Annotated in this window: 21 protein-coding genes and 2 pseudogenes; 5 read left to right on the top strand and 18 right to left on the bottom strand. The window is 66.0% G+C overall.

Annotated features, from left to right (window positions below):
- Positions 1 to 16: 16 nt before the first annotated feature.
- The 3 genes from BLT81_RS12390 to BLT81_RS12380 are packed head-to-tail and all read left to right on the top strand — an operon-like array spanning position 17 to position 4930.
- Positions 17 to 1525: a hypothetical protein gene (locus BLT81_RS12390; protein WP_019195190.1), complete on the top strand. Its 1509-nt coding sequence runs from the start codon at positions 17 to 19 to the stop codon at positions 1523 to 1525.
- A complete protein-coding gene (locus BLT81_RS12385) occupies positions 1525 to 2523 on the top strand; it encodes a transporter substrate-binding domain-containing protein (protein ID WP_019195191.1) in 999 nt (332 codons plus the stop codon). The genes BLT81_RS12390 and BLT81_RS12385 overlap by 1 nt, the downstream gene beginning before the upstream one ends.
- Positions 2516 to 4930 (top strand): serine/threonine protein kinase, encoded by a 2415-nt coding sequence (locus tag BLT81_RS12380; RefSeq protein ID WP_019195192.1) that lies wholly within the window; start codon positions 2516 to 2518, stop codon positions 4928 to 4930. The genes BLT81_RS12385 and BLT81_RS12380 overlap by 8 nt, the downstream gene beginning before the upstream one ends.
- Here the strand turns inward: BLT81_RS12380 and BLT81_RS12375 are convergent.
- The 8 genes and pseudogenes from BLT81_RS12375 to BLT81_RS12335 all read right to left on the bottom strand — a co-directional run bounded on the left by BLT81_RS12375 (position 4879) and on the right by BLT81_RS12335 (position 15038).
- Positions 4879 to 5676, bottom strand: coding sequence for a hypothetical protein (locus tag BLT81_RS12375; protein WP_019195193.1), 798 nt, complete (start codon positions 5674 to 5676; stop codon positions 4879 to 4881). The two genes, BLT81_RS12380 and BLT81_RS12375, sit on opposite strands and share 52 nt — an antisense overlap.
- Positions 5677 to 5855: 179 nt before the next feature.
- Positions 5856 to 6593 (bottom strand): annotated as a pseudogene (locus BLT81_RS12370) (IS3 family transposase); the annotation flags it as partial.
- A gap of 88 nt (positions 6594 to 6681) precedes the next feature.
- Positions 6682 to 7920, bottom strand: a complete 1239-nt coding sequence (locus BLT81_RS12365) for an IS256 family transposase (protein ID WP_083337246.1) — start codon at positions 7918 to 7920, stop codon at positions 6682 to 6684.
- Positions 7921 to 8040: 120 nt separating this feature from the next.
- Positions 8041 to 8524 (bottom strand): annotated as a pseudogene (locus BLT81_RS12360) (helix-turn-helix domain-containing protein); the annotation flags it as partial.
- 1265 nt (positions 8525 to 9789) lie between these two features.
- On the bottom strand, positions 9790 to 10989 hold the full coding sequence (locus BLT81_RS12350; protein ID WP_019194712.1) for an acetate kinase: 1200 nt from the start codon (positions 10987 to 10989) through the stop codon (positions 9790 to 9792).
- The gene (pta, locus tag BLT81_RS12345) at positions 10989 to 12341 is read right to left on the bottom strand and encodes a phosphate acetyltransferase (RefSeq protein ID WP_019194713.1); all 1353 of its coding nucleotides are present in this window, start codon (positions 12339 to 12341) and stop codon (positions 10989 to 10991) included. Before pta ends, BLT81_RS12350 begins: the two co-directional genes overlap by 1 nt.
- Positions 12342 to 12631: 290 nt before the next feature.
- A complete protein-coding gene (locus BLT81_RS12340) occupies positions 12632 to 13690 on the bottom strand; it encodes an ATP-grasp domain-containing protein (protein WP_019194714.1) in 1059 nt (352 codons plus the stop codon).
- 58 nt (positions 13691 to 13748) lie between these two features.
- Positions 13749 to 15038 carry an adenylosuccinate synthase gene (locus tag BLT81_RS12335; protein ID WP_019194715.1) on the bottom strand — a complete coding sequence of 430 codons (1290 nt, stop codon included), beginning with the start codon at positions 15036 to 15038 and terminating at the stop codon, positions 13749 to 13751.
- Positions 15039 to 15088: 50 nt separating this feature from the next.
- Between BLT81_RS12335 and BLT81_RS12330 the strand changes: the two genes are divergently transcribed.
- Both BLT81_RS12330 and BLT81_RS12325 read left to right on the top strand, forming a co-directional pair.
- Positions 15089 to 16000, top strand: a complete 912-nt coding sequence (locus BLT81_RS12330) for a hypothetical protein (protein ID WP_040421731.1) — start codon at positions 15089 to 15091, stop codon at positions 15998 to 16000.
- Positions 16001 to 16306: 306 nt separating this feature from the next.
- A complete protein-coding gene (locus BLT81_RS12325) occupies positions 16307 to 17158 on the top strand; it encodes a DUF2382 domain-containing protein (RefSeq protein ID WP_019194717.1) in 852 nt (283 codons plus the stop codon).
- 60 nt (positions 17159 to 17218) lie between these two features.
- Here BLT81_RS12325 and BLT81_RS12320 read toward each other — a convergent pair whose 3' ends face one another.
- The 10 genes from BLT81_RS12320 to BLT81_RS12275 form a co-directional block, all read right to left on the bottom strand.
- Positions 17219 to 18385, bottom strand: a complete 1167-nt coding sequence (locus tag BLT81_RS12320) for an FUSC family protein (protein ID WP_040421689.1) — start codon at positions 18383 to 18385, stop codon at positions 17219 to 17221.
- Between the two features lie 84 nt (positions 18386 to 18469).
- Positions 18470 to 19504: a class II fructose-bisphosphate aldolase gene (gene fbaA / locus BLT81_RS12315; RefSeq protein WP_019194719.1), complete on the bottom strand. Its 1035-nt coding sequence runs from the start codon at positions 19502 to 19504 to the stop codon at positions 18470 to 18472.
- A 51-nt stretch (positions 19505 to 19555) separates the two neighbouring features.
- Positions 19556 to 20218, bottom strand: coding sequence for a hypothetical protein (locus BLT81_RS12310; RefSeq protein WP_019194720.1), 663 nt, complete (start codon positions 20216 to 20218; stop codon positions 19556 to 19558).
- A complete protein-coding gene (locus tag BLT81_RS12305) occupies positions 20215 to 21600 on the bottom strand; it encodes an ATP-binding protein (protein ID WP_040421691.1) in 1386 nt (461 codons plus the stop codon). The genes BLT81_RS12310 and BLT81_RS12305 overlap by 4 nt, the downstream gene beginning before the upstream one ends.
- A gap of 39 nt (positions 21601 to 21639) precedes the next feature.
- A complete protein-coding gene (locus tag BLT81_RS12300) occupies positions 21640 to 22833 on the bottom strand; it encodes a glycoside hydrolase family 76 protein (protein ID WP_019194722.1) in 1194 nt (397 codons plus the stop codon).
- Between the two features lie 53 nt (positions 22834 to 22886).
- Entirely contained in the window at positions 22887 to 23576 is a 690-nt protein-coding gene (locus BLT81_RS12295; protein ID WP_231286666.1) for a TrmH family RNA methyltransferase, read from the bottom strand.
- Positions 23530 to 24096 (bottom strand): orotate phosphoribosyltransferase, encoded by a 567-nt coding sequence (gene pyrE / locus BLT81_RS12290; RefSeq protein WP_019194724.1) that lies wholly within the window; start codon positions 24094 to 24096, stop codon positions 23530 to 23532. The genes BLT81_RS12295 and pyrE overlap by 47 nt, the downstream gene beginning before the upstream one ends.
- Before the next feature lie 11 nt (positions 24097 to 24107).
- Positions 24108 to 25040 (bottom strand): type III secretion system chaperone family protein, encoded by a 933-nt coding sequence (locus BLT81_RS12285; RefSeq protein WP_019194725.1) that lies wholly within the window; start codon positions 25038 to 25040, stop codon positions 24108 to 24110.
- 30 nt (positions 25041 to 25070) lie between these two features.
- Positions 25071 to 25913, bottom strand: coding sequence for a sulfurtransferase (locus BLT81_RS12280; protein WP_019194726.1), 843 nt, complete (start codon positions 25911 to 25913; stop codon positions 25071 to 25073).
- Positions 25914 to 25941: 28 nt separating this feature from the next.
- Complete coding sequence (locus BLT81_RS12275; RefSeq protein WP_019194727.1) at positions 25942 to 26355, bottom strand: DUF4265 domain-containing protein; 414 nt, start codon at positions 26353 to 26355, stop codon at positions 25942 to 25944.
- Between the last annotated feature and the right edge of the window lie 68 nt (positions 26356 to 26423).

Genomic DNA, 26423 nt, shown 5'->3' with positions numbered 1-26423 from the left:
GATATTCTTGGCTGTTATGCGCGAGGCGAGGACCACCCAACGCGGCCGCGGCACCGCGACATCCGCGGCGCGCCCCGCCCCGGACTCCGCCTCGGGTTCTGCTCCGGGCTCCGCGGGTTTTGCTTCGGAGGCGGGTTCTGCGGCGGGCGGGGACGAGTGGCTCGACAGCTTCGAGGAGCGGCCCGAAAACCGCGGGGCCCGCTCCTTCGTCGCCGACACGTTTACCGGCCCGCTGCGCTGGGTGCGCCGCGTGCTCGACTTCGCCGCCACCACCCCGGGCCGCATCATCGCGATGATGCTCGTGCTCACCCTCGCCCTCGTCGCCGCCGGCTGGGCCATGAGCTACTCCATGGCGCAGCGCCAGCAGGCTCTCAACGTCGTCGTCGACGCCACCGAGCCGATGAGCAACTCGGCGCACGTGCTCTACACCTCGTTGTCGCAGGCGGACACCGTCTCCACCACCGGGTTCATCTCCCCGGGGATGGTGGCCCAGCAGGACATGCACCTCTACCTCGCCTCCCTCGACCGCGCGATCGTCGCCGCCAACGAGATCCTCGAGGGCGCCGTCGACGCCAGCTCCGGCGACACCCGCGACGACGTGCGCGACTTGGTCACCCAGATACAGCGCGACGTGCCGCTCTACGCCGGCATCATGGAGCGCGCGAAAACCAACCAGCGGATGGGCAACCCCGTCGGCGTGGCCTACATGTCCCAGGCCTCGGGCCTCATGCGCGAGCGCATGCTCGACGACGCCTCCACGCTCTTTCGCATCAGCCGCGAGCAGGTGGCCACCCAGATGGACCGGCTCTCCTCGCCCCAGTGGGTGCCGCTGTCCGGGCTTGCCGCCGCCCTCATCTTCCTCGTGCTCGCGCAATATTATCTGTGGCGCGTGTTCCGCCGCCGCCTGAACAAGGGCTTCCTCGTGGCCAGCGCGCTCATGGTCGTCGCCATCGCGTGGGTCGGCGGCTCCAACTACGCCGCGTGGCGCTCCGGCTCCGTCGGCTTCGAGATGGCCTCGAACCCCTGGCAGGAGCTCACGGCCGCGCGTATCGACGCCCAAGAGACCCGCACCGACGAAATCTTCGCGCTCCTGCGCCGCCAAAGCGTCGACGAGTCCGAAACCTCCTTCTCCGCCACCTACGCCTCGGTCTCCAGCGCCCTCGACGCGGCCTCCGAAAACGCCGACCCCTACCTCGTCCAGTCCGGCCGCGACGCGCTCGACGCGTGGCGCGACGCCCACCGCGACCTCGTGGACACCCTCAACGAGGGCCGCTTCGACCACGCCATCGACATCCTCACCGACACCTCCCGCACGGCCGACACCACCTCCTCCGCGCTGGCCTACGCGCAGCTGGACTCGGTGTTTTCCGAGCTGATCCAGCAGACGCGCGCCGACATGCGCGAGTACATCGGCGCCTCGCTCGACGCCACCCGCGCCGTCTCCGGCGCGGTGGCCGTGCTGACCTTCCTGTCCATCCTGGCCATCTGGCTGGGCATCCGCCGCCGGCTGAGGGAGTACCTGTGATGAAGCGACTCGCCGCCCTCGCGTGCGCCGGCTCCCTCGCGCTCGCCGCCTGCGCTCCCACAGCCCCGCCGATTCCGCCCGCCGACCCGCCGCTGGTGTACTCGGGCCTGCCGCTGCCCGTCGGGGCGCAACTCGACCCGGCCGGCGTCGACCCGGCCAGCCCCTTCGTCGACGACTCCTTCTGGGAGGGCTCGCTGCGCCCCGACGACGCCACCCCCGAGGAGCGCATCCCCGAGATCCTGCAGCGCGGGCGCATCGTCGTCGGCGTGGACCAGTCCCAGTACCTGCTGTCCTACCGCGACACAGCCGTCGGCGACCTGCGTGGCTTCGAAATCGACCTGGCGCACGAAATCGCCCGCGACATCTTCGGCGACCCCGACCGGGTGGACTTCCGCTTCGTGGAATCGGGCCGGCGCGTCGCCGCCCTCGAAGAGGGCGACGTGGACATCATCGTGCGCACCATGTCGATCACCCCGGAGCGCGCGAAAAACTCCGACTTTTCCGTGCCCTACCTCGCCAGCGCCGTGCGCCTGCTCACCCCCCTCAACAGCGAGATCACCACCATCGCCGACGCCGCCGAGAACACCATCTGCGTCGTCGACGGCTCGAACCTCCTCGAGCTCGCCCGCACAGTCGCCCCCGAATCTGGGATCCTGCGCACACGCTCCTGGGCGGACTGCCTCATGGCCACCCAGCAGTACCAGGCTGACGCCGTGCTGTCGGACGACGCCATCCTCGCCGGCATGACCGCCCAAGACCCCCATACACGCGTGCTCGACGAGACCTACGGCATGCAGAACTACGCCGTCGGCGTCCGCCGCGGCCGCGACGGGCTCGTGCGCCAGGTCAACGAGACCATCGAACGCATCGAACACGACGGCACCTGGCAGCGCATGCGGGCGGACTGGCTCGCCGACGCCCTGACCAGCCCAGCGCCGCCCCCGGCGCGCTACCGGGAGGAGCCCGTGCAGGACCCCGTGGAGGAAAGCAATGGCTGACGCACACCACCCCGAACCCACCGAAGCCGTCGAGTTCGACCCCTTCGCCGACGACGACACAGACGACACCGAGGCCGTCGAGTTCGACCCCTTCGCCGACGACGACACAGACGACACCGACGCGCACCCCGTCGACAGCGGCCCCAGCGAGGAGTACGCCGGGCTCGGCGACATCGCCGGCCTGCTCAAGGACCTGGACAAGCTGCGCGAAGGCTCCGCGAACGAGAACTCCTCGCAGCGCTCCCGCCGCAAGGCGCTGGACACCTTCCGCGAGCTGCGCGGCGCCAAGCGCGCCTCCCGCACCGTCGCCGACGGCATGGTCGAGCTGCCGTGGGTCGCCCCGGGCGAGCCGCGCGACGCGCTCATCGACCCGCTGCACGCCCACTCCACCAAGGGCGTGCCTCTGCCGCAGCTCCACCCCGGCGACATCGTGGCCAGCCAGTACGAGGTGATGGGCGTCATCGCCCACGGCGGCATGGGGTGGATCTACCTCGCCCACGACCACCACGTGGCCGGCCGCGTCGTCGTGCTCAAGGGCCTGCACTCCACCAAGAACGCCGACGAGACCGCCGCCGCGGCCGCCGAGCGCGAGTTCCTCGCCGACATCACCCACCCCGGCATTGTCAAGATCTTCAACTTCATCGACGACCCGCGCGTGCCCGGCGGCTTCATCGTCATGGAGTACGTCGGCGGCCCCTCGCTGCGCGAGCGCCGCAACGCCGAAGCACAACACCTCCTGCCCATCGACGTGGCCATCGCCTACATCCTCGAGGTCCTGCCCGCGCTGGGCTACCTGCACTCGCGCGGCGTGGTCTACAACGACCTCAAGCCCGACAACATCATCGTCACCGAGGACCAGGTCAAGCTCATCGACCTCGGCGCCGTCTCCGGCATCGGCGCCTTCGGCTACATCTACGGCACCAAGGGCTTTCAGGCACCGGAGGTGGCGTCCGAGGGGCCGTCGATAAGCAGCGATATCTATACCGTCGGCCGCACGCTGGCCTCCCTCGTCGTCGACCTGCCGCGCGAGGACGGCGTCTACGCGCCCGGCATCCCCTCCCCCACCCGCGAGCCGACGTTCCGCCGCTACCTGTCGCTGTACCGCCTGCTGCTGCGCTGCTGCCACCCCGACCCCGCGAAGCGCTTCGCCAACGTCACCGAGCTCGAGGGCCAACTCCTCGGCGTGCTGCGCGAATGCCTGGCCATCCGCGACGGCGTGACGTACCCAGCGCAGCACTCCCTGTTCTCCCCGCAGCGCACGACCTTTGGCACCAAGCACCTGGTCTTTCGCACCGACCAGCTGATCGACGGCATCTCCCGCACCGTCGAAATCACCCCCCAAGAGGTCTTTTCCGCGCTGCCTTCCCCGCTCATTGACCGCGCCGACGTCGGCGCCTCCATGATCCAAGGCACCTCCTACCAGGAGCCCCAGGAAACCCTGGAAAACCTGCGCCAGGCCATGCAGACACCGCAGTACGAAGAGTCGACGGAGATCCCCTTCGGCGTCGTGCGCGCCATGCTCGACATGGGCCTGACCTACCAGGCTCGCAGCTGGCTCGCCTCGCTCAGCGACAAACTCACCGCCAACTGGCGCTACGCCTGGTACTCCGGCGTGATCAACATGCTGCTCGGCGACTACGCCGAGGCCCAACGCGACTTCACCACCGTCTTGTCCCACGTCCCCGGCGAGGCCGCCCCCAAGCTCGCCATCGCCGCCGTCGACGAGCTCATCTGCCAGCAGATCGCCCCGCGCGGCACGGACTTGCTTCTCGACGACATCGCCCGCGCCAGCACCGGCATCCGCACCAACCTCGCCGACCTGCCCAACAGCGTCTTCGAAGACTGGGAAGAACGCGGTATGCTCACCCCCGAGTGGCTGCTCATCACCGACGACCCCGCCATCCTGCGCTACAACTCCCTGCGCCTCTACGCCCTCGTCTGGCAAACCAACCCGGCCACCGTCTCCGCCGCCTTCGGGCTCGCGCGCCTGCTCATGGCCGAATCCGAAGTCGAGCTCGCCGTCGCCGCCCTCGACCGCGTCCCCCAGTCCTCCCGCCACCACCGCATGGCACGGCTGACCACCATCCTCGACCTCGTCTCCGCCTCCCTCACCGAATCCCGCATCCGCCGCGCCGCCCGCCGCCTCGAAGAGATCCCGAGCAACGAACCGCGCTTCCTGCAGATCAAGGTGTACGTCCTGCGCGCCGGGCTGACCTTCCTGCGCGACGCCGACGTGGAAAAAGCAGCGTCGGACCACAACCTCTTCGAATACCCCTTCACCGTCCACGGGCTGCGCAGCGGCATCGCCACCACACTGCGCGAACAAGCCCGCGTTGCCCCCTACGCCCACCACCGCTACGCGCTCGTGGACATGGCCAACAAGGTGCGCCCCTCCACCTGGTTCTGACCCTGCGTCAGCGCGATCGCCTCACGCACCCACCGCACCAGATCGCCGTTGCTCACATCCTCCCAGCTGGCGCGGATGAGCACCTTGTCACCGTGCATCGCCCAACGCTCGCGCTCGCGTTCCTCGCGCGTCACGCCCTTCCAGTCGTCGGCCCATTTGCACTTCCCGTCGGCCCCCACCGCGATGACATCGTTGATCACCATGTCGTGCCTGCCCACCTTTGGCTCCCCCCACGACGTGACGTACCGGAACGGAACCTGCTGCTCAAGCTTCACCAACCCCGGGATCTCCGCCACTAGGATGTTGTCGCGTGCTTGCGTCTCCAGCGGGCTCTCGCTCAACGGGCTGGCGTACTCCACCAACTCCCGGAACTCCTTAATTGTTTTCGCCCTGGGCAACACAGCCACCCACCTCAGCAGCTCGTCCTTTTCCACCCCGTTGATCTGCAGCGCCGACTCCACCGCCACCAACGCCTCCGCCCGGCCGTAGTAGCGGTACGTATCAAACAGCGCCATCGCCAGCGACGTCATCATCACCGAGCCACGCTCCCTGACGTGCTGCGGCGTCAGCATACCGCTGCGATACACCACCCCCTGCGGCCACAACGCGCGGGACTTCGCTCGTGTTGTCCCCTCCAGCACGAGGTCGATGCTGTCAACCCACGACAACGTCTTCACCCCCATCAACCGCAACGCCGCCGGCCCTGTAAGCACCGCTTTGCGCCTGTACCTGGTGTAGAGGTACATGATCCTCTCGAATTCTTTTTCCCCGAGTTCACTCTCATGCACTCTGTCTAGCAGCCCCCGTGGGGTGCGCGCGCGAAATGCTCACTGCACTGTGGATAACGCTGTTCACGTAGTGCTGTTATCCACAGTTTCGGTGGGGCGGGTTTGAACTGGCCCCCGAAAGTTGGACTGGTTTAATTCTAGGCGGTTAGGGTTTCAAGGGTCTGATTCCGGTATTGCATCGGGGTCAGGCCCTTGAGTCGTTGTTGGAGTCGTTGCGTGTTGTACCACTGGATGTACTCGTCGACCGCGGCGGTGAATTGCTCGATGGTGTCGAAGACTTCTCCGTGGAACATTTCGGTTTTCAGGTGGCCGAAGAAGTTCTCCATGACTGCGTTGTCGTAGCAATTGCCTTTGCGTGACATTGACTGGACTCCATGGTGCTGGCTAATCAGGGTGCGCCAGGATGAGTGCTGGTATTGGAATCCTTGATCGGTGTGGATCATCCAGCCCGGCTTTGGAGCACACGCTTCGATCGCCTGCGCCAACGAGGCCGAGGTCAAGGCTGTGGTTGGCGATGTGGCCACTGTGTGGGCGACGATTGCGCGGTCGAACAGGTCCATCACCGGTGAGAGATACACCTTGCGGCCGGCGACCTTGAACTCGGTGACGTCGCTGACGAAAACAGAGTTGGGTTTATCCGGGGTGAAGTTGCGCTCGAGTGTGTTCTCGGCGATGTGACTGGTTGTGCCTGTGTAGGAGATGTAGGGCCTGCGCTGGCGGATCTTGGCTTTCAAGCCCATCTCACGCATGAGCTTTAAGACAAGTTTGTGGTTGACTATCCAACCTTGGTTACGAAGGTCGAGCAGTACCCGCCGGTAGCCGTAGCGGTGTTTGTTGCGCTTAAAACTGTCCCGGATCGCCTGTTTGAGGGTCAAGTCCACGGTGGTGGTGTATCTGCCTTCCGATATGAACAAGCAGGATGACGGTGTCAGGGGCCGTCACGAGCTCGGTGCTGGCGTGGGCTCATGCAACCTCCTGAGTGGATTCGCCGGCATCAATGACGGTGGCTGTCATCATCGTCTTGGTCTGTTCCAGGCTGGTTAGCGACATGTAGCGTTTCTGCTGGATCCAATCATCGTGTTGCTCGGCGAGTACCGCCCCGACCAGACGCACGACGGCGTCGCGGTTGGGGAAGATCCCCACGACGTCGGTGCGACGTCTGATCTCCCGGTTGAGCCTTTCAGTGGGGTTGTTTGACCACACCTTCGTCCACACCGCTTTCGGCGCGTTCGTAAACGCCAGCAGGTCGTCCAAGGATTCCTCCAGGTAATCCGCCACATGGGGGAACTTCTGCTGGCAAAACTCAATGACGTCTCGGGCCTGGTCCCACACGGCCTGGGCGTCGGGTTGTTGGAAGATCGTGTGAAACATCGCCGACAATGTCGGCCACTGGGTTTTCGGCACCATCGATGACAGATTCTTCGCGAAATGGGTGCGGCACCGCTGCCAGGATGCGTTGGGTAGGCAGTCACCCACAGCGGCTTGGATGCCTAGGTGGGCGTCGCTGGTGACCAGGTACACCTGATCCAGGCCCCGGGCTTTCAGGTCGCGGAAGAACCCGGTCCACGACGCGGCCGATTCGGCGGTGGCGACCTGCATACCAAGCAACTCCCGGTACCCGTCGGCGTTAACCCCGGTGGCCAGCAGCACGCTGGTTTTGACGACGCGCCCGCCTTCACGCACCTTCATCGTCAGCGCGTCGCAGGAAACATAGAGGTAGGGGCCGGTGTCCAACGGGCGGGTGCGGAAGTCTTCGACCATCACGTCGAGTTCTTTGGCCATGGTAGACACCTGTGACTTCGACAGGTTGGTGATCCCGAGGGTGGCGACAAGGTCGTTCATGCGGCGGGTGGAGACCCCCTTGAGGTAGCAGGTGGCTACGACGGTGGCCAGGGCGCGTTCTGCTCGTGAGCGGCGCTCCAACAACCAGTCGGGGAAGAATGATCCGTGGCGAAGTTTCGGGATTCTCACGTCGATGGTGCCCACGCGTGTGTCCAGGTCGCGGTGGCGGTAGCCGTTTCGGTGGTTGGTGCGGGTGTCGCTGACTGTGGCGTAGTCGGCCCCGCAGATGCTGTCTGCTTGGGTGGAGAGGATCTGGTTGATGAAGTCCTGCAGCATCTGACGCATCAGATCCGGGGATGCTTGGGCGAGCAGCTCATCAAGGTAGGCGGTCGGGTCGATATGATTGGGTCCAGCGGTCATCGCGTTGGTTCCTTTCGAGGAGATGTTGGAATTGATTCGAAAGGTACTGCGGTGGCCGCCTCACACGTTCATGAGGTCCCTCACCGACAGTCACAGGTACACCACGCTAGCGGACGCAACCTGTTTGAGCTCGGCATGTTTATCCGGTGCGGTGAGTCGTTTCTGGTGGTAGAAGAATGTCGAGCGTGCCATACCGGCCGCATCCAGGAGGTACTCCAAGCGGTGGTGTGACTTGAGGATGACGATCGCCTGGGCTTTTAGGCGTGTCCCTGGTTCCTCAAGTCCCGCAATTTTTTTAAGTAGGCGATTTCCGCTTCCAGCCGTTCAACCTGGCAGCGAAGCTTTTCTTCCTCAGAAAGCACCTTCGGTTTGCCTGAACCTTTCGGCCTGCCCTTCGGCTTCGGGCGCAGAGCCTCGTCGCCGCCTTTGCGCCACTTAATCACCCAGTCCTTGACGAGTTGGTCGGATGAAAGATTGAACTTTCGGGCAAGATCCATCTTCGACTCACCGGCCAGATGACGTTCCACAACCTCCTTCTTCGTCTCGAAGGAGTAGCGCTGCTTGTTCGGTTTCTCCACGAGACATAGCCTGCCACGTAGTTGGAAACGGCGATAGAGGCAGCGCGCTGCATCCCTCGAGACACCGACAACACGAGAAGCGGCGTGGGAACCCATTCCCTGCTCGAAAAGGTCGACTAACTGCTCACGCTGAACTTCACTCAGCGAACTACGTGCTCTCAAAGAACATGCTCCCCACTAGTTGTTAGCAACTGATTTCTCAGTCCAACTAATGGGGAGCAGTTCAGTTGCGGTTGTGGGTTTTCTGTGGGTCAGGGGGTTTTGGGGTTTGATTTCACGCTGAGGTCGACCGTGGTCTTCCGGGGGTTAGGCGACCTGGGGATTTTGGGGCTCGAGTTCGCTGAGGTCGACCGTAGTCGACGTCAACGTTTCCAGGGGTTAGGCGACCTGGGGAATTGCGGGCTCGATGTCGCTGAGGTCGACCGTAGTCGACGTCAACGCATCCGGGGGTTAGGCGACCAGGGATTTTAGGGCTCGATTCCGCTGAGGTCGACCGTGGTCGACGTCAACGTTTCCAGGGGTTAGGCGACCTGGGGATTTTGGGGCTCGAGTTCGCTGAGGTCGACCGTAGTCGACGTCAACGCATCCGGGGGCTAGGCGACCTGGGGATTTACACCCGGAAAACCCTTGAGGTCGACCGTAGTCGACGTCAACGTTTCCAGGGGTTAGGCGACCTGGGGATTTTGGGGCTCGATTCCGCTGAGGTCGACCGTAGTCGACGTCAACGCATCCGGGGGCTAGGCGACCTGGGGATTTTGGGGCTCGAGTTCGCTGAGGTCGACCGTGGTCGACGTCAACGTTTCCAGGGGTTAGGCGACCTGGGGATTTTGGGGCTCGAGTTCGCTGAGGTCGACCGTAGTCGACGTCAACGCATCCGGGGGCTAGGCGACCTGGGGATTTACACCCGGAAAACCCTTGAGATCGACCGTAGTCGACGTCAACGTTTCCAGGGGTTAGGCGACCTGGGGATTTTGGGGCTCGATTCCGCTGAGGTCGACCGTAGTCGACGTCAACGCATCCGGGGGCTAGGCGACCTGGGGATTTACACCCGGAAAACCCTTGAGGTCGACCGTAGTCGACCTCAACGTTTCCAGGGGTTAGCCGACCAGGGGATTCTGGGGCTCGATGTCGCTGACGTCGACCGTAGTCGACGTCAACGCATCAGGAGGTTAGACGACCTCGGGAATTGCACCCAGAAAACCCTTGACGTCGACCGCAGTCGACGTCAACGCGCAACAGGGGCCCGCAAAGAAACCCCAGCACCTAAAAAACAAAACCCGACGACCAGCCCCTACGCCTTCGTCGCTAGGCGCGCGGCCTTCTGGGCGATCGCGAGTTCCTCGTTGGTGGGCACGACGAGGACCTTCACCTTCGAGTTGTCGGTGGAGATGATGCGCGGGCCGTCGTTGGGCGCGGCGTTGCGCTCCGGGTCGATCTCGATGCCGTACATCTCGAGGTTGTCCAGGGCGTCGCGGCGCACGAACTGGTCGTTCTCTCCAACGCCGGCGGTGAAGGTGATGGCGTCGACGCGGCCGAGGGCGATCATGTAGGAGCCGATGTAGCGGCGCAGCTGGTTGATGTACACGTTGTACGCCATCCAAGCATCCTGGTTTTCGTCCTCGATGAGGGCGCGCAGCTGGCGGAAGTCGTTGACGCCGGACAGGCCCTTCACGCCGGACTGACGGTTGAGCAGGTTGTCGATCTCGTCGATGCTCATGCCTGCCTGGCGGGAGAGGTGGAAAATGATGCCGGGGTCGATGTCGCCGCTGCGGGTGCCCATGACCAGGCCAGCGAGCGGGGTCAGGCCCATGGAGGTGTCGATGGGCTGGCCGTTGACCACGGCGGAGCAGGAGGCGCCGTTGCCGAGGTGGAGGACAATCTGGCGGGTGTGCGCCGGGTCGCGGTCGATGATGTGCGGCACCTGGGACGAGACGAACTCGTGGGAGGTTCCGTGGAAGCCGTAGCGGCGGATCTTGTGCTCGTCGGCCACCTTGGCGTTGATGGCGTAGACGGCGGCGGCGGGCGGGAGGTTCTGGAAGAAGCCGGTGTCGAACACCGCGACGTGCGGGATGTCCGGCAGCAGCTCGCGGGCGACCTCGATGCCGTCGACGTTGGCGGGGTTGTGCAGCGGGGCGAGCGGGATGAGCTCGCGGATCTTCTCCACCACGGCGTCGACGATGATCTCCGGCTCGGAGAAGACCATGCCGCCGTGGACCACGCGGTGCCCCACCGCGGTGATGTCCAGCTGGGTGGGGCCAACGCCCTGCTCGTCAAGGATGCGGAAGGCTTCGGCCAGGCCGTCCTTGTGCGTCGGGATCTGCTTTTCGACGACTTCCTTACCGCCCGGGTGCTTCACCGTGATGGCGCCGGAGGCTTCGCCGATCTGCTCGACAAGACCGGAGACGTACGGGTCGGCGGCGGCGTCGGCGTTCGGGTCGACGATCTGGAACTTGATCGAGGACGAGCCAGAGTTGATGACCAGCGAGTACATTACTTACCCCCTGCCTGGATCGCGGTGATGGCGACGGTGTTGACGATGTCGCGCACGGTCGCGCCACGGGAGAGGTCGTTGACCGGCTTGTTCAGACCCTGCAGGATCGGGCCGACGGCGAGGGCGTCGCCGGTGCGTTGGGCGATCTTGTAGCCGATGTTGCCCGCCTCCAGGTCAGGGAAGATGAACACGTTGGCCTGGCCGGCCACCGGGGAGTCCGGCGCTTTCTTCTTGCCCACGCCTGGGTCGCAGGCGGCGTCGAACTGCAGCGGGCCGTCCACCTTGAGCTCGGGGTCCACCGCTCGGGCGGCGGAGACGACGTCGATGGCGCGGTCGACGTCCGGGCCGGAGCCGGAGGAGCCGGTGGAGTAGGACAGCACGGCGACCTTGGGGTCGATGCCGAACTGGGAGGCAGTTTCCGCGGAGACGGTGGTGATCTCGGCGAGCTGCTCGGTCGTCGGGTTCGGGTTGACGGCACAGTCGCCGAAGGCCCAGAGGCGCCCGCGCATAACCATGAGGAAGATCGAGGACACCACGGAGGCGCCCGGGGCGGTCTTGATGATCTGGAAGGACGGCTTAATCGTGTGGGCGGTGGTGTGGGCGGCGCCGGACACCATGCCGTCGGCAAGGCCCTTGTGCACCATCATGGTGGCGAAGTAGGAGATGTCGCGCATGGTCTCTCGGGCGTCGTCAAGCGAAATGCCCTTGGACTTGCGCAGTTCGGCGAAGTCGGCGGCGAACTCCTCGAGCAGCTCGGACTCGAGGTGGTTGAGCACGGTGGCCTGCGACAGGTCGACCCCGATGTCCGCGGCGCGGCGCTCGATGTCCGCGGGGTCGCCGAAGATGGTCAGCTTGACCACGTCCTTCTTCAGCAGCTCGCCCGCGGCCTTAAGGATGCGGTCGTCCTCGCCCTCGGGCAGGACGATGTGAGCCTGCTTCTCCCGGGCGCGGTTGACCAGCCATGCCTCAAAAACCACCGGGGACATGATCGGGCCGTCGCTCTTCTCGACGCCCGCCAGCGCCGCCTCGAGACCCTCAGCCGTGACCACGGTCGCGGTCGCACCATAGGACTCAACCTGCCGCGTGACCAGCTCCTCCCTCTCCGCGGAGTCCGCGAGAACCACCACCGGCACCCCGAGCGCGGATGCAAGGTCCGCGTCAAAGTCGAGCGAGCCAGTACCGACGATGAGCACGGCGCTTTCCGACGCCGACACGGCCGCGTGAGCCTCGCGAAGATTCGTGGACTCCACGCGAACCAGCTGAAGTTCGCGCGAAGAAGCAAGCTGCTCGAGGTCAACACCGTCGAAGCTGCGGTTGGCAAGGGTCAGAAGGACAGAGTTCGAAGCGGTCACGTTTTCACCTTTCATGTTCGCGTGTGTTTCGCGTGCGTCGCAGTGAGGTGCACCAAACTCTTTCCAGTGTATCCATGTGACACGGCCGCGAAAGCGAAATTCAGGTGAACAGCATCACACGCACGAGACCCCCCAGGCAGGTCGGCTCGACCGAACAACGGCCACGGCGCGCGCTCCTAGACGGATGCCCGAAGCCTACATAAATCTCTTGACCAGCTCGGCAAACCCGCTCAAGGTGCCGTTAGGTAACACCTCAACGCTTTCCTCTACAAAAACGCTGGCCAACTCGGTTACCCCAACCGAGCGGCCGCCTCCCGCGCGCGCTCGCGGGCCTCCGCGACGTTTTCCCCGGTAGAGCGCACAACCACGGTGTCGCCGGCGACCTCCACGCCCGTCTCGGGGACCGCCAGGGCGTCGGCAAGCCCGGTGTGGCTCGCGGGTGCGCTCACGAAGCGCGCGGCCCCCGGGGACGTCAATGTGACGTCGATAGGCAAGCCCAGCACAGCCCTGGCGTGCAGGTCGAACTCGTTGACGCGCTGGGTCGCCCCCGTGACCATGCCGTCGAGGGTGGGGCGGGCGCTGACCTGAGAGAAGTACACCTCGTCGCCGTCGACGAAGAGGTCGATGGCGTAAATGCCCTGCACCCCGATCGCGTTGGTGATGCGCGCGGCGATCGAGCGCGCGTTGTCCATCGCGTCGGCGCTCAGTGGCGCCGGCTGCCACACTTCGACGAGGTGGCCGTCCTCGTGGTGGGTGCCAATGGGTTCGCAGAACCACGTGGCCAGCTGGCCGGTCTCCGGGTCGATGGAGCGCGCGGCGAGGATGGTGCACTCGAAGTCGAAATCGACGTAGCGCTCCACGCCGACGCGGCCTTCCTCGCCGCTGGTGCTCGCCTTGCGCCACGCCTCGTCCAGCTCCGCGGGGCCGGTGACCACGCTTTGGCCTTCGCCGCCCGTGGATGTCCCCGGCTTGACCACGCAAGGGTAGCCAACGCGCTCTGCGCACGTGCGCAGCTCCCCGGGGCTGTCGGCGAACTCGTACGCCATGGTGGGCAGGCCGTGCTCCTCCGCGGCCGTGCGACGGATGCCCTCGCGGTTGCGGGTAATCTCGCAGGCCTCCACCGTGGGCACGAGGCGGGTGCCGGTGGTGGCCTCGAGCTCAGCCAGCTTCTCGCTCGGCGCCGACTCGCACACAACGGTCAGCGCGGGCGTGCCCGCCGCCAGCGCGGCATCGCCGCTGAGGCTGCCCACCCGTACGACGTAGCCGAGGCGCCGGAAAGAGGAGGCCAGCTCCTCTGCCAGCGTCCCGCTGCCCAGGATGAGCACCTCGTTGTTGTCTGTGGAAGCCATGTGGGTCTTTTCCGCCTTTCGCTGGAAGGTGTCCGGCCCCGAATGCAGGCCGGACGTGTTAGCGCTCCATCACGTCGTTGCGCACGATGGTCTGGTCGCGCCCCGGGCCGACGCCGATGTAGCTGATCGGGGCCCCGGAGAGCTCCTCGAGGCGCAGGACGTAGTCCTTGGCCTTCTGCGGCAGGTCGTCGAAGTCGGTGATGCCGGTGATGTCTTCGTCCCAGGCCGGCATCGTCTCGTAGATGGGTTCGGCGTGGTGGAACTGGGTCTGGGTGAGGGGCATCTCGTCGAAGCGCTCGCCGTCGACGTCGTAGGCAACGCAGACGGGGATCTCCCCGATACCGGTAAGCACGTCGAGTTTGGTGAGGAAGAAGTCGGTGAAGCCGTTGACGCGCGCCGCGTAGCGCGCGATCACCGAGTCGTACCACCCGCAGCGGCGCTTGCGGCCGGTGTTCACGCCCACCTCGCCGCCGACGGTCTGGAGGTAGTCGCCCCACTTATCAAACAGCTCCGTGGGGAAGGGCCCGGCGCCGACGCGGGTGGTGTAGGCCTTGACAATTCCCAGCGACGCCGTGATGCGCGTCGGCCCGATGCCCGCGCCCACGCACGCCCCGCCGGCCGTCGGGTTGGAGGAGGTGACAAAGGGGTAGGTGCCGTGGTCGACGTCGAGCATGGTGGCCTGCCCGCCCTCCATGAGCACGTGCTTGCCCTGGTCCAGCGCCGTGTTGAGCGTGTACTCGGCGTCGATGACCATGGGCTTCAGCCGGTCGGCGTAGCCCAGGAAGTAGTCCATCGTCTCGTCGACGCCGATGGCTTTGCGGTTGTACATCTTCACCAGCATCTGGTTTTTGACGTCGAGGGCGGATTCGATCTTCTGGCGCAGGATCGATTCGTCGAAAATGTCTTGTACCCGCAGGCCCACGCGCGCGACCTTATCTGCGTAAGTCGGACCGATGCCGCGGCCGGTGGTGCCGATCGCGCGCTTGCCCAGGAATCGCTCCTGCACGCGGTCGAGGGTCTGGTGGTACGGGGCAACGAGGTGGGCGTTGCCCGAGATCCGCAAGCGGGAGGCGTCGGCCCCGCGCGCGGTGAGCCCGTCAATCTCCTCGAAGAGCGCCTGGAGGTTGATCACCACGCCGTTGCCGAGGATCGGCGTGGCGTTCTCGCTGAGCACACCGGCGGGCAGGAGCTTGAGCTCGTACTTCTCCCCGCCCACCACGACGGTGTGGCCCGCGTTGTTGCCCCCGTTCGGCTTGACCACGTAATCGACTTTTCCGCCGAGAATATCCGTGGCCTTGCCCTTGCCCTCATCGCCCCATTGGGCGCCGACGATGACGATGGCGGACATCTTCACTCCTTATACGTAGGCGTTGACGGCGCTATTGTAGCGTGACCAGCATGCGTCTTATCCACTGCGCGTGCGCTTCGCGCTTGCATATCGACGCCGCACGCAACGTCCCCCTCCCCGCCCTACCGTCGCGGTCGGACCTGCGCTTCCTCGACGACGCCGCGCGCGAGCTGCTGCCCGTGGACCCGACACCCTCGCTCGCGGAGATCGCCGCCTCCCCGTCCGTGGAACACCTCGGCGCGCCCACGTTCGCCCCGCAGGAACCCGCCGAGCGGCTGCGCGTGGTGGTCTCGGGCTCCGACGCGGCGCTCGCCGCCGTGCTCTCGCGGATGATGCGCGCGGACTACCTGTGGGCCGAGGTCGCCTACATTCCCACCGACCCGGCGTCCGCGGGCGCGGCGGTCTGGGGCGTGGCCGCCCTGTCGGAAGCGGACCGCCTCGCCGCGGCCATAGAAGCCCCGGTCACGCCCTCGCCCTGCATTCGCACCGACCGCTCCGAGGTGGTGGCGGGATCGGCGACGCTGACCCACCACGACCCCGCCCGCGAGTTCGTCGGCGAGATCGTCGTGGACTCCCAGGTGCTCCTGTTCCGGGAGGACCCCGGCTTTTCCGCCCGCTTCTCCGGGGATTTCGGAGCAAAGCTCGTGCCCATGAACGACCAGCCCGGTCTCGCCGCCTCCCGCCTGACCACGCCCACCAACGCCACCGGCCCGGCAGGCAGGCGCTCGCCCGAGCAGCTCGAGGCCCTGTCGCGCCTGCCCCTCGGGGCCTTTTTCACCCGCCGCGCCCGTGTCGCCCCCGGCCGGGTCGACGCCTCCTCGGTGCTCACGGGCCGCGCGGTGCAGGCCGGCGGGCTGGATATCTGCGTCACCGTCGACGGCGTCGCGCGCCCCCGGCCGGTCGACCGGGTGACCTTCTACCGGCACCTGCGCGACCTCCAGAGCGTCAAGCTGCCCGCCTGATCCGGGATAGTGACATATATCACATTCTTCTCTTTTTATGCATCGTCGCACCGCTATGGCGCGCTCCGCGCGGCAGGCCCGGTCGTCGCCGAGCACCCACGGGTGACATCGCCCCAGCTCAGAGGGCCAGAGGCAGCAATAATAACGAACACCCCGCGTACATTCCACAACCAATTGGTAACGGCCCCAGTTTGTGCGGACGTCCAAGCGAGCCTCCGTCAGTCTCCTTACATTCGGTGATGTTCCCAAACGGGACAACAAAAAACCCGAGCGAACTTACTCACGACTCAAAAGGAGATCACACTCATGGCTGACTACAACCGGATCGAAGACCTCGCAAGCGCTACTGCTTACGACGTCGACGGCGACAAGATCGGCGCCGTCAAGGATGTCTACGTCAACGACAACAGCGGCCAGCCCGACTTCGTGGCCGTGAGCCACGGCCTCTTCGGCGGCAGCGACTCCATCGTTCCGCTGCGCGGCCACACGCTTCGCGACGGCGAACTGCACCTCGCCTTCCCGAAGGACCGCGTCAAGGACGCCCCGGATCTCGCTGAGGACGGCCACCTGACCCAGGAGGACCAGGAGGCTTTCTACCGCCACTACGGCCTGGAAGGCGCCCAGGACGTCACCACGTACGAGGCTGACCGTCCCCAGGCTGCTCCGGAGGCAGGCGCCGCTGCCGGCACCGCTGGTGCCGCCGCCGGCGCAGCAGCTGGCACCCCTGCGCCGGACGCAGCCGCCGCCCCGGCCCCGGCCCCGGACGCCGAGGTCACCGACGCCGACCGCGAGTCCCTCGTCCGCTCCGAGGAGCAGCTGAACGTGGACAAGGAGCGCGTCCAGTCCGGCGAGGTACGCCTGCGCAAGTACGTTGTCAACGAGACCGAGACCGTCGAGGTCCCGGTGGAGCGCGAAGAGGTCCGCATCACCCGCGAGCCCGTCACCGACACCGACGGCGTCAACACCGATGGCGATCTCGGCGAGGAAGTCGCCTCCGTCACCCTGAACGAGGAGCGCGTCAACGTCTCCAAGGAGTCCGTCCCGGTGGAGAAGGTCTCCCTGGACAAGCAGACCGTCCAGGACACCGAGCGTGTCACCGAGGAGGTTGCTAAGGAGCGCATCGAGACCGAGGGCGACGCCCCCCGCGAGCAGCGATAAACCCTCCCCCTAAGCGCACGTGCCCCCGGCCTCGGCCGGGGGCACGTTCTCGTGCGCAGTCTATTTATACAGCTCCGGCGGGTACTTCGGCGTCGGCGAGGTCGGCGCCAGCACCGCCACCGCCGATTCCCGCGACATCCCGCACACCTGCAGCAGGTCGACGATCAGCGAGCGCGACTGCGCCAAAATCACGTGCGCGGACAGGACGGCGTCCTTGTCCAGCACGTCCATCCCGGCGTCCGCACCAAGCCCGCGCAGCTCGTTGACAACCTCCGGGATCACCCGCGCCTGCAGCTGGCGCGAGTTCACCTCGTACACCTCCGAAATCTCGAGGCAGATCCGCGCCAGGCAATCAATAATCTCAACCTGCGCGTCCGAGACAGTGTCGTTGTCCTCGCACAGCACGTGCGCCCGGCGCGCCAGCACGCGGGTCGTGCGCACCGCCTGGTCCGTCGGGGTAATCACGCGGCTCAGCGCCATCACGTAGCGCCGCGCCCCCCACAAAAACGGCGACAGCCGCGCCGATTCCTGTCCCGAGCGGATCGCCGTGGCCATGCTGTCCACGTCGGACTGGCTGGACCGGATGGCTTCCAGCGCCTCGGCGATGACCTCCTCGTCACGCTCCTTCAGGCCCTTCTTCACGTCGTCGAGGATGGAGGACATGAACTTCAACACGTGCGCGATCTCCGTCCGCGCGCGCGACATCGGCCACTGCGGGATGAGCGCCAGCACCAGCATCGCCACAGTGCAGCCCACGAGGGCGTCGATGGTGCGGTCAATGCCGGTGACCTCTCCGCCCGGCGGCATGATCGTGGCAATGAGGATCGAGCCGATCGCCACCTGGTTGTTCACCAGCTGCGACTTGGAAAAGAACGACGCGATGAGCAGCGCGCCGCCGACGATCACCGCGATCTGCCACCCGCCCTGGCCGAGGTTGGCAAACAGCAGGTCGCCGACGAGGACACTGATGATGCAGCCCATGGAGACGTCGACCGCCTTGGTGATGCGGTCGCCCCCCGTCATGCCGATGACGATGATGACCGAAATCGGCGCGAAAAACGCCTGCCCGTGGCCGAAGATGCTCGTGGAGATCCAGTAGGCAACGCCCGCCGCCAACGCGATCTGGGTGATGGGCAGCAAGCGGTTGACCACCCGCTTGAACCGGGCGTGGAGCGAACTGTCGATCTGGTGCAGGCGTTCGCGCGTGCTCATCCGTTGCTTGGCCATGCACCTAACACTAGCCGCAGGCGCACACAACCCCCACACAGCGAAAAGCCCCACCGGGGTGGTGGGGCGTCGATAAGCGCGTGCCTACTTGCTCAGCGTGGTGCCCACGGAGTGCAGGTCCTGGCACGCCTCGATGACGCGCTCGGACATGGACTGCTCCGCCTTCTTCAGGTACGAGCGCGGGTCGTAGGCCTTCTTGTTGCCCACCTCGCCGTCGACCTTGAGCACGCCGTCGTAGTTGGCAAACATGTGCGCCGCCAACGGACGGGTGAACGCGTACTGGGTGTCGGTGTCCACGTTCATCTTGATCACGCCGTGGGTAAGCGCCTCCTCGATCTTCTCCTTCTCGGAGCCCGAGCCGCCGTGGAAGACGAAGTCGAAGGGCTTGTCGCCCTCGTTCAGGCCCAGCTTCTGCACGGCCACCCGCTGGCCCTCCCCGAGGACCTCGGGGCGCAGCTTCACGTTGCCCGGCTTGTACACGCCGTGGACGTTGCCGAAGGTCGCGGCCAGCAAGTAGCGGCCGTTCTCGCCGGTGCCGATGGCGTCGATGGTCTTTTCGAAGTCCTCCGGCGTGGTGTACAGGTTGGCCCCGGCCTTCGCTTCGACGCCATCCTCCTCACCGCCGACGACGCCGATCTCGACCTCGAGGATGATGTTCGCCTTTCGCGCCTTTTCCAGAAGCTCCTGCGCGATCTCGAGGTTCTCGTCGATCGGGATGGCCGAACCGTCCCACATGTGCGACTGGAACAGCGGGTTCTCGCCGCGATCCACGCGCTCCTGTGAAATCGCCAGCAGCGGCCGCACGTACTCGTCCAGCATCTCCTTCTGGCAGTGGTCGGTGTGCAGGGCAATGTTGACGTCGTAGTGCTTGGCCACCTCGTGCGCGAAGGCCGCCAGCGCCTGCGCGCCAGCGACCTTGTTCTTCAGCGCCAGGCCCGAGCCGAACTCGGCGCCGCCAAGGGAGAACTGGATGATGCCGTCGGACTCCGCCTCCGCGAAACCTTTGATCGCCGCGTTGATCGTCTCCGACGAGGTGCAGTTGATGGCCGGGAACGCGAAGCCTTGCTCCTTCGCGCGGTCAAACATCGCGTTGTAGACCTCAGGGGTGGCAATAGGCATGCTGATGAACCTCCGATGTGCGGGTTGACGTACGCCCCCAGTATGCCCTTTTTAACGCTTCGGTGCGGCTCCGGTTTCCGCACCGGGGAACACCGCCGCTAAAGCGGCCGTGAACTCCTCAAAGGACTTGTTTCCGGCGAGGTAAGCCGAATCATCGAGCTGCGTCAGCCATGATTGCCGCGAGGATTCGAAGGTCGGGGTCCGCCGCCTCGCCGCCCGGCCCCTCGTGTTATGGGAGTGCACCTTATCGTGGATCTTCTGCAGTCGGTCTTTCGCGTTGACTTCGGAACACTCGCTCTTTTTAGGCAGCACCTCGCTTATCTTCCGCCTGTCCACACCCACACATTCCAGGTACCGGTCATCGTGCATCGCGTGAAGAATCCACGCCTCAGTCTCTTTCACGGGGATCACGGGTATTACCTGCTGGCCTTCGTTGAGGCTCGCCCCCGCACTTCGGATTTCCGCGATGCGCTTATTCCACCCCGCATTGTCGGCGTCTCGGTGTACAAGGATCACCGTTTTGTGCGGGTAATGGGCGGCTACATCCTCAAGTGCTTTCGCGAGGTTCTTCCGGCGCTTGTTAAACGGAAAGGAATCAATCGCTGCTTGTATCCCGAACCCACGAAACACAGAAACAATCACGTTGAGGAGGTAATCGTCACTACTGCCTTCCCGGACAAAAAGCACGCTTGCCGCGCGCGCCGCCGCCGTCATGCGGTCTCCTCGGCAGTCTCGTTCCACCAGTCGAAGTCGGTCCCGGGGAAGCTTTCCTCCATAAGCTCGGTGACCATATCAGGCGGTACTTGACCGTCCTCGTGCTTCCGCCACGAGGCCGCTGTGCGCACGGGCGACAACGCCAGCTCATGGGTACCCGGTCGATGCGAAGCAATCATGAGGTTGTCCGGCGCGTCCGCGTGTTGGTAGATATACGCTGGCGAATGAGTATTCACTATGACCTGACGCAGGGGGTTCTGCGGGCCTATCGCCTCCTTTGGGTCCGCCGCCAAATCACGCATCAGGCGGTACATTTGCTCCATTTTCCTCGGATGAATCCCATTTTCCGGTTCCTCGAAACAAATCAACCCGCTGAACTCGGGGTCCATATACAAGATCGAAAGGGCCAAAAAGCGCAGTGTGCCGTCGGAAAGCGAACGCGCGGCGAGCATTGGGGCGCTGCCGACTTGCGCGCGCAACGTGAACAACTGTCTCGAGTTATCGAAATCGACGTCGATCTTGCGAATGTCGACGAGGTCGCGCACGCTTTCGGTCAAAGCCCCAAGGACGTCGGATCGGGGTACCGTCCTCATCAGCCGCGAAAGCGTCTTCGGTAGGTTCCCCCCTTCCGCGCTGACCTGGTCAGGTGCTGTGGCATCGCTCGGTGCCCTCATGGCCGAGGGTTCTAGCGAGAGGGTGAGCCAGCGGCGCATCTCATATTTCATCGCGGCTTGGAACGGGTACTCAGCACCGCCGAATCCAGACAGCGCCGACGTTCCCACGGTCTGACCCTCCGGAAGCGGAACCTCGGGGGGACGGCCTGTGCTGGTCCCCGCGTACACAATCACCTTTGCTGGGGGTTCAGTGATCGTCTCAATGAGCGGTTTACTTTTTCTGGAAAACCGCAGCGCAGTTTTTTTAAACTCGCCATTGAAATCCACCCATCCCAGGCGCTCCTCCGCGTACTGGCGCGACAGCGGAACCAGCCTTTCCTCCACCAGCGAAATAGCAGTCACTGCCCCGCCAGTGGCAACAGACAGATCCTGCTTGGCAAGGGTCAGTTCGTAGCGCAGATACGTGTGGTTGACCTCTACGAGGCGCTTGAAGTCGTCGTAGAATTCCGCGGGAACAACCAACTCGGCCGCCATGCGGATCCGGTCGCAGCCTGGAGCGAAAAGATCGTCGAGGTCACCGCCCTCCCCCCGAATCGCCGCCGCGGCGGTGTGAAAGGATGTGGTCGCGGTAGCAGACAAAAAGCCCAACGCGTCAAAAACATTGGACTTACCCACTGAGTTCGGCCCGGCGATACACGTGTACGGCCCGAAATCGCAGCTGAAGTTTCGCAGGTTTTTGAACCCGTCCACTTCAAATCGCGTAATCATGAGGTCACACTAGCACAAAAGCGAAAACAGCAGGCCAGCCTACGTCGCAGCCGCCACCCGCGCCGCCGCCTCCAGCAGCATCCAGCCGGACAGCTGCACGGACAAGTCGCGCTCGTCGATGCGGACGAGGCCCACGGCCTCGCTAATCGACGACGGACCCAAACCGTAGTTGTGCGGCAACCGCGCATCCTCCGTCCAGTCCGAAGGGAACACAGGCAGGCCGTCCACCTCGAGGCGGTGCTCCCACAGCGACTCCGCCGAGGCCATCACCAGCCGCGCCGCGAGCTTCTTCGTGGCCACGCTCTCCGGGCTGTCCTCCGGCATCCGCAGGGCCACGTCCGCGAGGTAGCGCGCCAGGATGCCGTGGAACAGCCCGCCGTCGCCGTCGCGCGTCTCGTGTTCCGGGCGCGTGATCACCCCGCGCGGGGTGGCCATGTGCCGGGCGATCGCCCTCACCAGCGCGCGGATGTGGGTGATGTAAAACACCGAGGCGTCCGCGCGCTCGGAGTGGTCGAAGGAGTCGATCGGCTCGTCGTCGGCCAGCCCGACGTCGTGACGCAGCGCCAGCGCGATCTCCAGACTCGCGCCGAGCACCGTGCCCTGGTTGTAGGTGTAGATCTTGTCCACCACCTCCGGGCCGTTCATACGCATGCGGAGGCCGTCCTGGACCAGGCCGTTGTCGGCCATCAGGTTGTCGAAGATCCAGTCCGTCACCTCGCGCGCCTTGTCCAGCCGGCCGGTGCGGGCGAACAAGATGGCGGCGGGCCCGTTCGAGGGCACGTTATAGAAGGTCTCGTTGCTCCGCCACGGCAGCACCCCCGTCGTCGGGTCGATGCCGGCGAGGATGTCGAACTCCAGCGCCGTCAGCCGCTTCGTCCGCTGGAAGCCCTCCAGGCCGAGCGCGCGGTTCCAGGCCAGCGCCAGCCACGCCTTGTCGTCGTAGTAACGGTTCGACGTGGGCCGCCCGTTGCTGCGGAGGACCACGCCGCGCAAAGTGTGGTGGATGCGCTTGCGCCGCCGCTTGGTGGAGCGGCGCTCGGCGGCGTCGATCAGGCAGTCGATGTAGTGCGCCTGCCACCAGAAATGCCAGTGCAAGAACGTGGTTTCGCGCCAGCCCGGCGGCCACGCCACCGCGGCGAGGTTCGTCCGAGGCAGCCCCCACAGGCGGGTTGCGTGACGGTCCTGGATGGCGGATTCCGCCAGGTCAGCGCGGTGCGCCCAGGTTTCCGGCACGGGCTTCCTCCTCGGTGGTCGTCGAACTCCTCATCATTCCTATAGTGCCAGAACTACCAGGATTGTTTCAGGTCCGCGTGTTGTCGCACCCACGCGTGCATGGCGATGCCCGCCGCCACGCCCGCGTTGATCGAGCGCGTCGACCCGAACTGCGCGATCGAGCAGGTCATCGCCGCTGCCGACCGCGTCTCGCCTGTGATGCCCGGCCCCTCCTGGCCGAAGACGAGGACGCAGCGCTCCGGCAGCACCGCCGTTTCCAGCGGCACCGCTCCTGGGGTGTTGTCGATGCCCACCACGGCCAGGCCCTCCTCCTTGGCCCAGCGCATCAGGTCCCCCACCGTGTCGTGGTGGTGGATGTGCTGGTAGCGGTCCGTCACCATCGCCCCGCGCCGGTTCCAGCGGCGCCGTCCCACGATGTGCACCGCTCGCGCCAGGAAGGCATTGGCGGTGCGCACCACGGTGCCGATGTTCATGTCGTTTTCGAAGTTCTCGATGGCCACGTGGAAGGGGTGGCGCTTCGCATCCAGGTCGGCGTTAATCGCCTCGAGCGACCAGTAGCGGTACGCGTCGACGACGTTGCGCCGGTCCCCTCGCTCCAACAGCTCCGGGTCGTAGCGCGGGTCCTCCGGCCACGGCCCCTCCCACGGCCCGACGCCGTGGCGCCCCTCGGCCCACTCGGTGGGCCCCTTCGCGCCGCTACCGCAGCCCAAGGTCGCCGAGGCCAAGCAGGTAGCGGTACTCAAGCCCCTCCTCTTCGATGACCTTCTGCGCCCCGGTGGAGCGGTCGACGACGGTGGCGACCGCCACGACCTCCGCGCCCTCCGCGCGGCACGCCTCGACGGCGGTCAGCGGCGAGTTTCCGGTGGTCGTGGTGTCCTCCACCACCAACACGCGCCGGCCGGCGATGCTCGGGCCCTCGATGCGGCGCTGCATCCCGTGCTTCTTGGCCTCCTTGCGCACCACGAACGCGTCGATGGGGCGCCCCTGCGCGTGCATCACCGCCGTGGCCACCGGGTCCGCGCCCAGCGTGAGGCCACCCACGGCGTCGAAGTCGAGGTCGGCCGTGAGCTCGCGCAGCAGCTCACCGATCAGGCGCGACGCCCGGTGGTGCAGCGTGGCGCGGCGCAGATCCACGTAGTAGTCCGCCTCCTTGCCGGAGGACAGCGTCACCCGACCATGCACCACGGCGAGCTCCTTGACAAGCTCCGCCAGTTCATCCCTGCTGGCCCCAGCGCCGGCATTGGCCTCATTCACAGTACCCATGCCCACTCACCTTAGTCCCCGCCGTCATCCCCGAAAATCGATGGAGGCGCCTGGTCCCGCTTTACCCGCGTCAGGTCCGGGCCCGCGTCGCCGCGCGCGACGCCGTCCGCGATGGCCTCTACCTCGTCGCCGCCGACGGCGCGGTGGTCGATCACCCCGCGCACCGCGCCGGTGGTGCGGGTGGGAAGCGCCAGCGGCTCCTCCGGGCGCTGCACGACCGGCGCGTGCACCCCCTCGACGTCGGCCTCGCCCGGCACGTCGCTTGCCTCGGCCATCGCGCGCGTTGGGTAGGGCGCGGACACCTCGTGCCACTCGCGCGGGGGGAGCACACGGGCGGCGTCGGCGAGCAAGGCCAACGGGGCGAGCATCGCGTCCCACTGCTCCGGCGCCGACTCAGGCTGCGTCTGCGCGAGCACCCACTCCGACTCGAGCCACACCGCGTTCACCGTTTCGGGCAGCTGCTCCAGCGCCGTGGTCACCCGCACGTCCACGAACCGCTGCGCCGGCCCGGGCTCCGTGGCAAAGACGCGGAAGCCCTCCGCCTTACCCACCTCGACGAGGTCGTCTGAGGAATCCGCGGAAAACCCCTCGCGGCGCAGGTCCACCACGACGTCGCTGACCTCCCCGGTGCGCATGGCCATGACGGTGACCCCGCCCATGTCCATCACAAAGGTGTCGTGGCCGTAGGCCGTGCCCGAGGCGATGTCTTTCGGGGTCGCGCCGCCGGCGGCCGCGCCGCGCGTCCACTCACCGTTGAGGTAGTCATCCCGCGGGGAAAAGTCGAAGTGGCGCTTTCGCGCCCAGCTGCGCCGCTCGCGCCGCGACGTGCCGGGCAGCTGCAGCCCGGCGCGCGTCTGCGTGGAACGCCGCTTCGCGTCCCCGAGCAGCAGCGCGAGCGCCGCCACGAGGGCGGCGACGCCAAGAAAGATCAGTACGTAGGCCATTAGAGATCACTCTAGCGCCCACCCCCGACGTCACAGGTCTGTAGCCACCGGGTTGGCCGCATCGCCCGCCCACTGGGACCAGCCACCGACGAAATGCGTGACTACTGGCAATCCGGCGTGCGCCAGCGCCGCCAACAGCAGCGCCGAGTGGTTGCCCGAACCGGAGTACGCGATGGCACCGGCCGGGTCGGAATCCACGGTCAGACCGACCGTGGCGGCGCGCTCGCGGATCTCGGCCGCGGAGACGACCTCACCGGTTTCTGCGGAAAACAGGTCGGTGGCGGGCAGGTTGAGCGCGCCCGGGATGTGCCCCGCCTTCAGGTCGAAGATTTCGCGCCGACCGCTGTAGCGGCGCGCCCCGCGGGCGTCGATAAGCAAGCCTGTGAACTCCTTGACATCCTCGAGCGTGGCCACCGGGAGGGCCCCCGGGCTGGGCTCGACGTGCGCCGCGACGGATAGGTTGCCCGGCCCCGCGATCGTCTCCAGGCCCGCCGCGTCCCACGCGCGGAAGCCGCCATCGACGATGAAGACGTCGTCGATGCCGAGCCACCGCAGAAGCCACCACGCGCGCGCCGCGAACAGGCCCGAACCCGTGTCATAAATAAAGGTGGGGCGGCTCTTATCGACGCCCCAGCTCCGCACCGCCTTCACCACCACGTCCAGGTGAGGCAACGGGTTACGCCCGACGCGGCGCCCCGGCAGGCCCGACAGCACCGCCGACGGGTCACAAAACTTCGCGGTGGGAATGTGCTCGGACTGGAACTTCGACCACGCCTTGCCCTCCTCGGGCTCCCACAGGGCCGCAATGATCGTCTGATTTTTGCCGGTGTGGATTCGCTCGCGCAGCTGCTCTGCCGGGACAAATACGCTCATGCGGCCCAGTGTAGGGTCTGCGCAGCTCCTACGCCGTGTATCCGGGAGCGAGATCGATGACGCCCTCGTCCGCCAGGCCGTCGAGCCACTCGGTGATCCCCTCGCGCGGACAGTCGGCGCCGATGCTCGCCGCGAGCATCCCGGCCGGGCCAAGCTCGACCCGGCAGCCGAAGGCAAGCAGCGTCTCCGCGATGTCCTGCGGGTGCTCCTCGTTCGGCAGGATGCGCACCGTCGACGCCCCGCCGCGCACGACCACGCGGTCGACGTGGAAGCGGCCACCCACCATGACGCACTCCACGATGTCCCCCAGCGCGAGCGTCGTGTCCACGAACGGCACGCTGGCCACCACAAACTTGTTCTCACCCAGCTGATGCGCCGCGAGCTGCTCGTTCTCGACGCCAGGCACGGCCACGCGGGTGATAATCGTCGTCGTTGGCTGCATGCCTCGTACCTTAGCCTGTTGCGGCCGCGCGGGGCTGCAGACGCGGGAGCCCGCCTGCAGCCCACGGT

The sequence above is a fragment of the Corynebacterium timonense genome (assembly GCF_900105305.1).
GTDB lineage: Bacteria > Actinomycetota > Actinomycetes > Mycobacteriales > Mycobacteriaceae > Corynebacterium > Corynebacterium timonense.
Note: the sequence above shows the minus strand (reverse complement) of the source record. Positions and strands in the feature narration are given on the sequence as shown.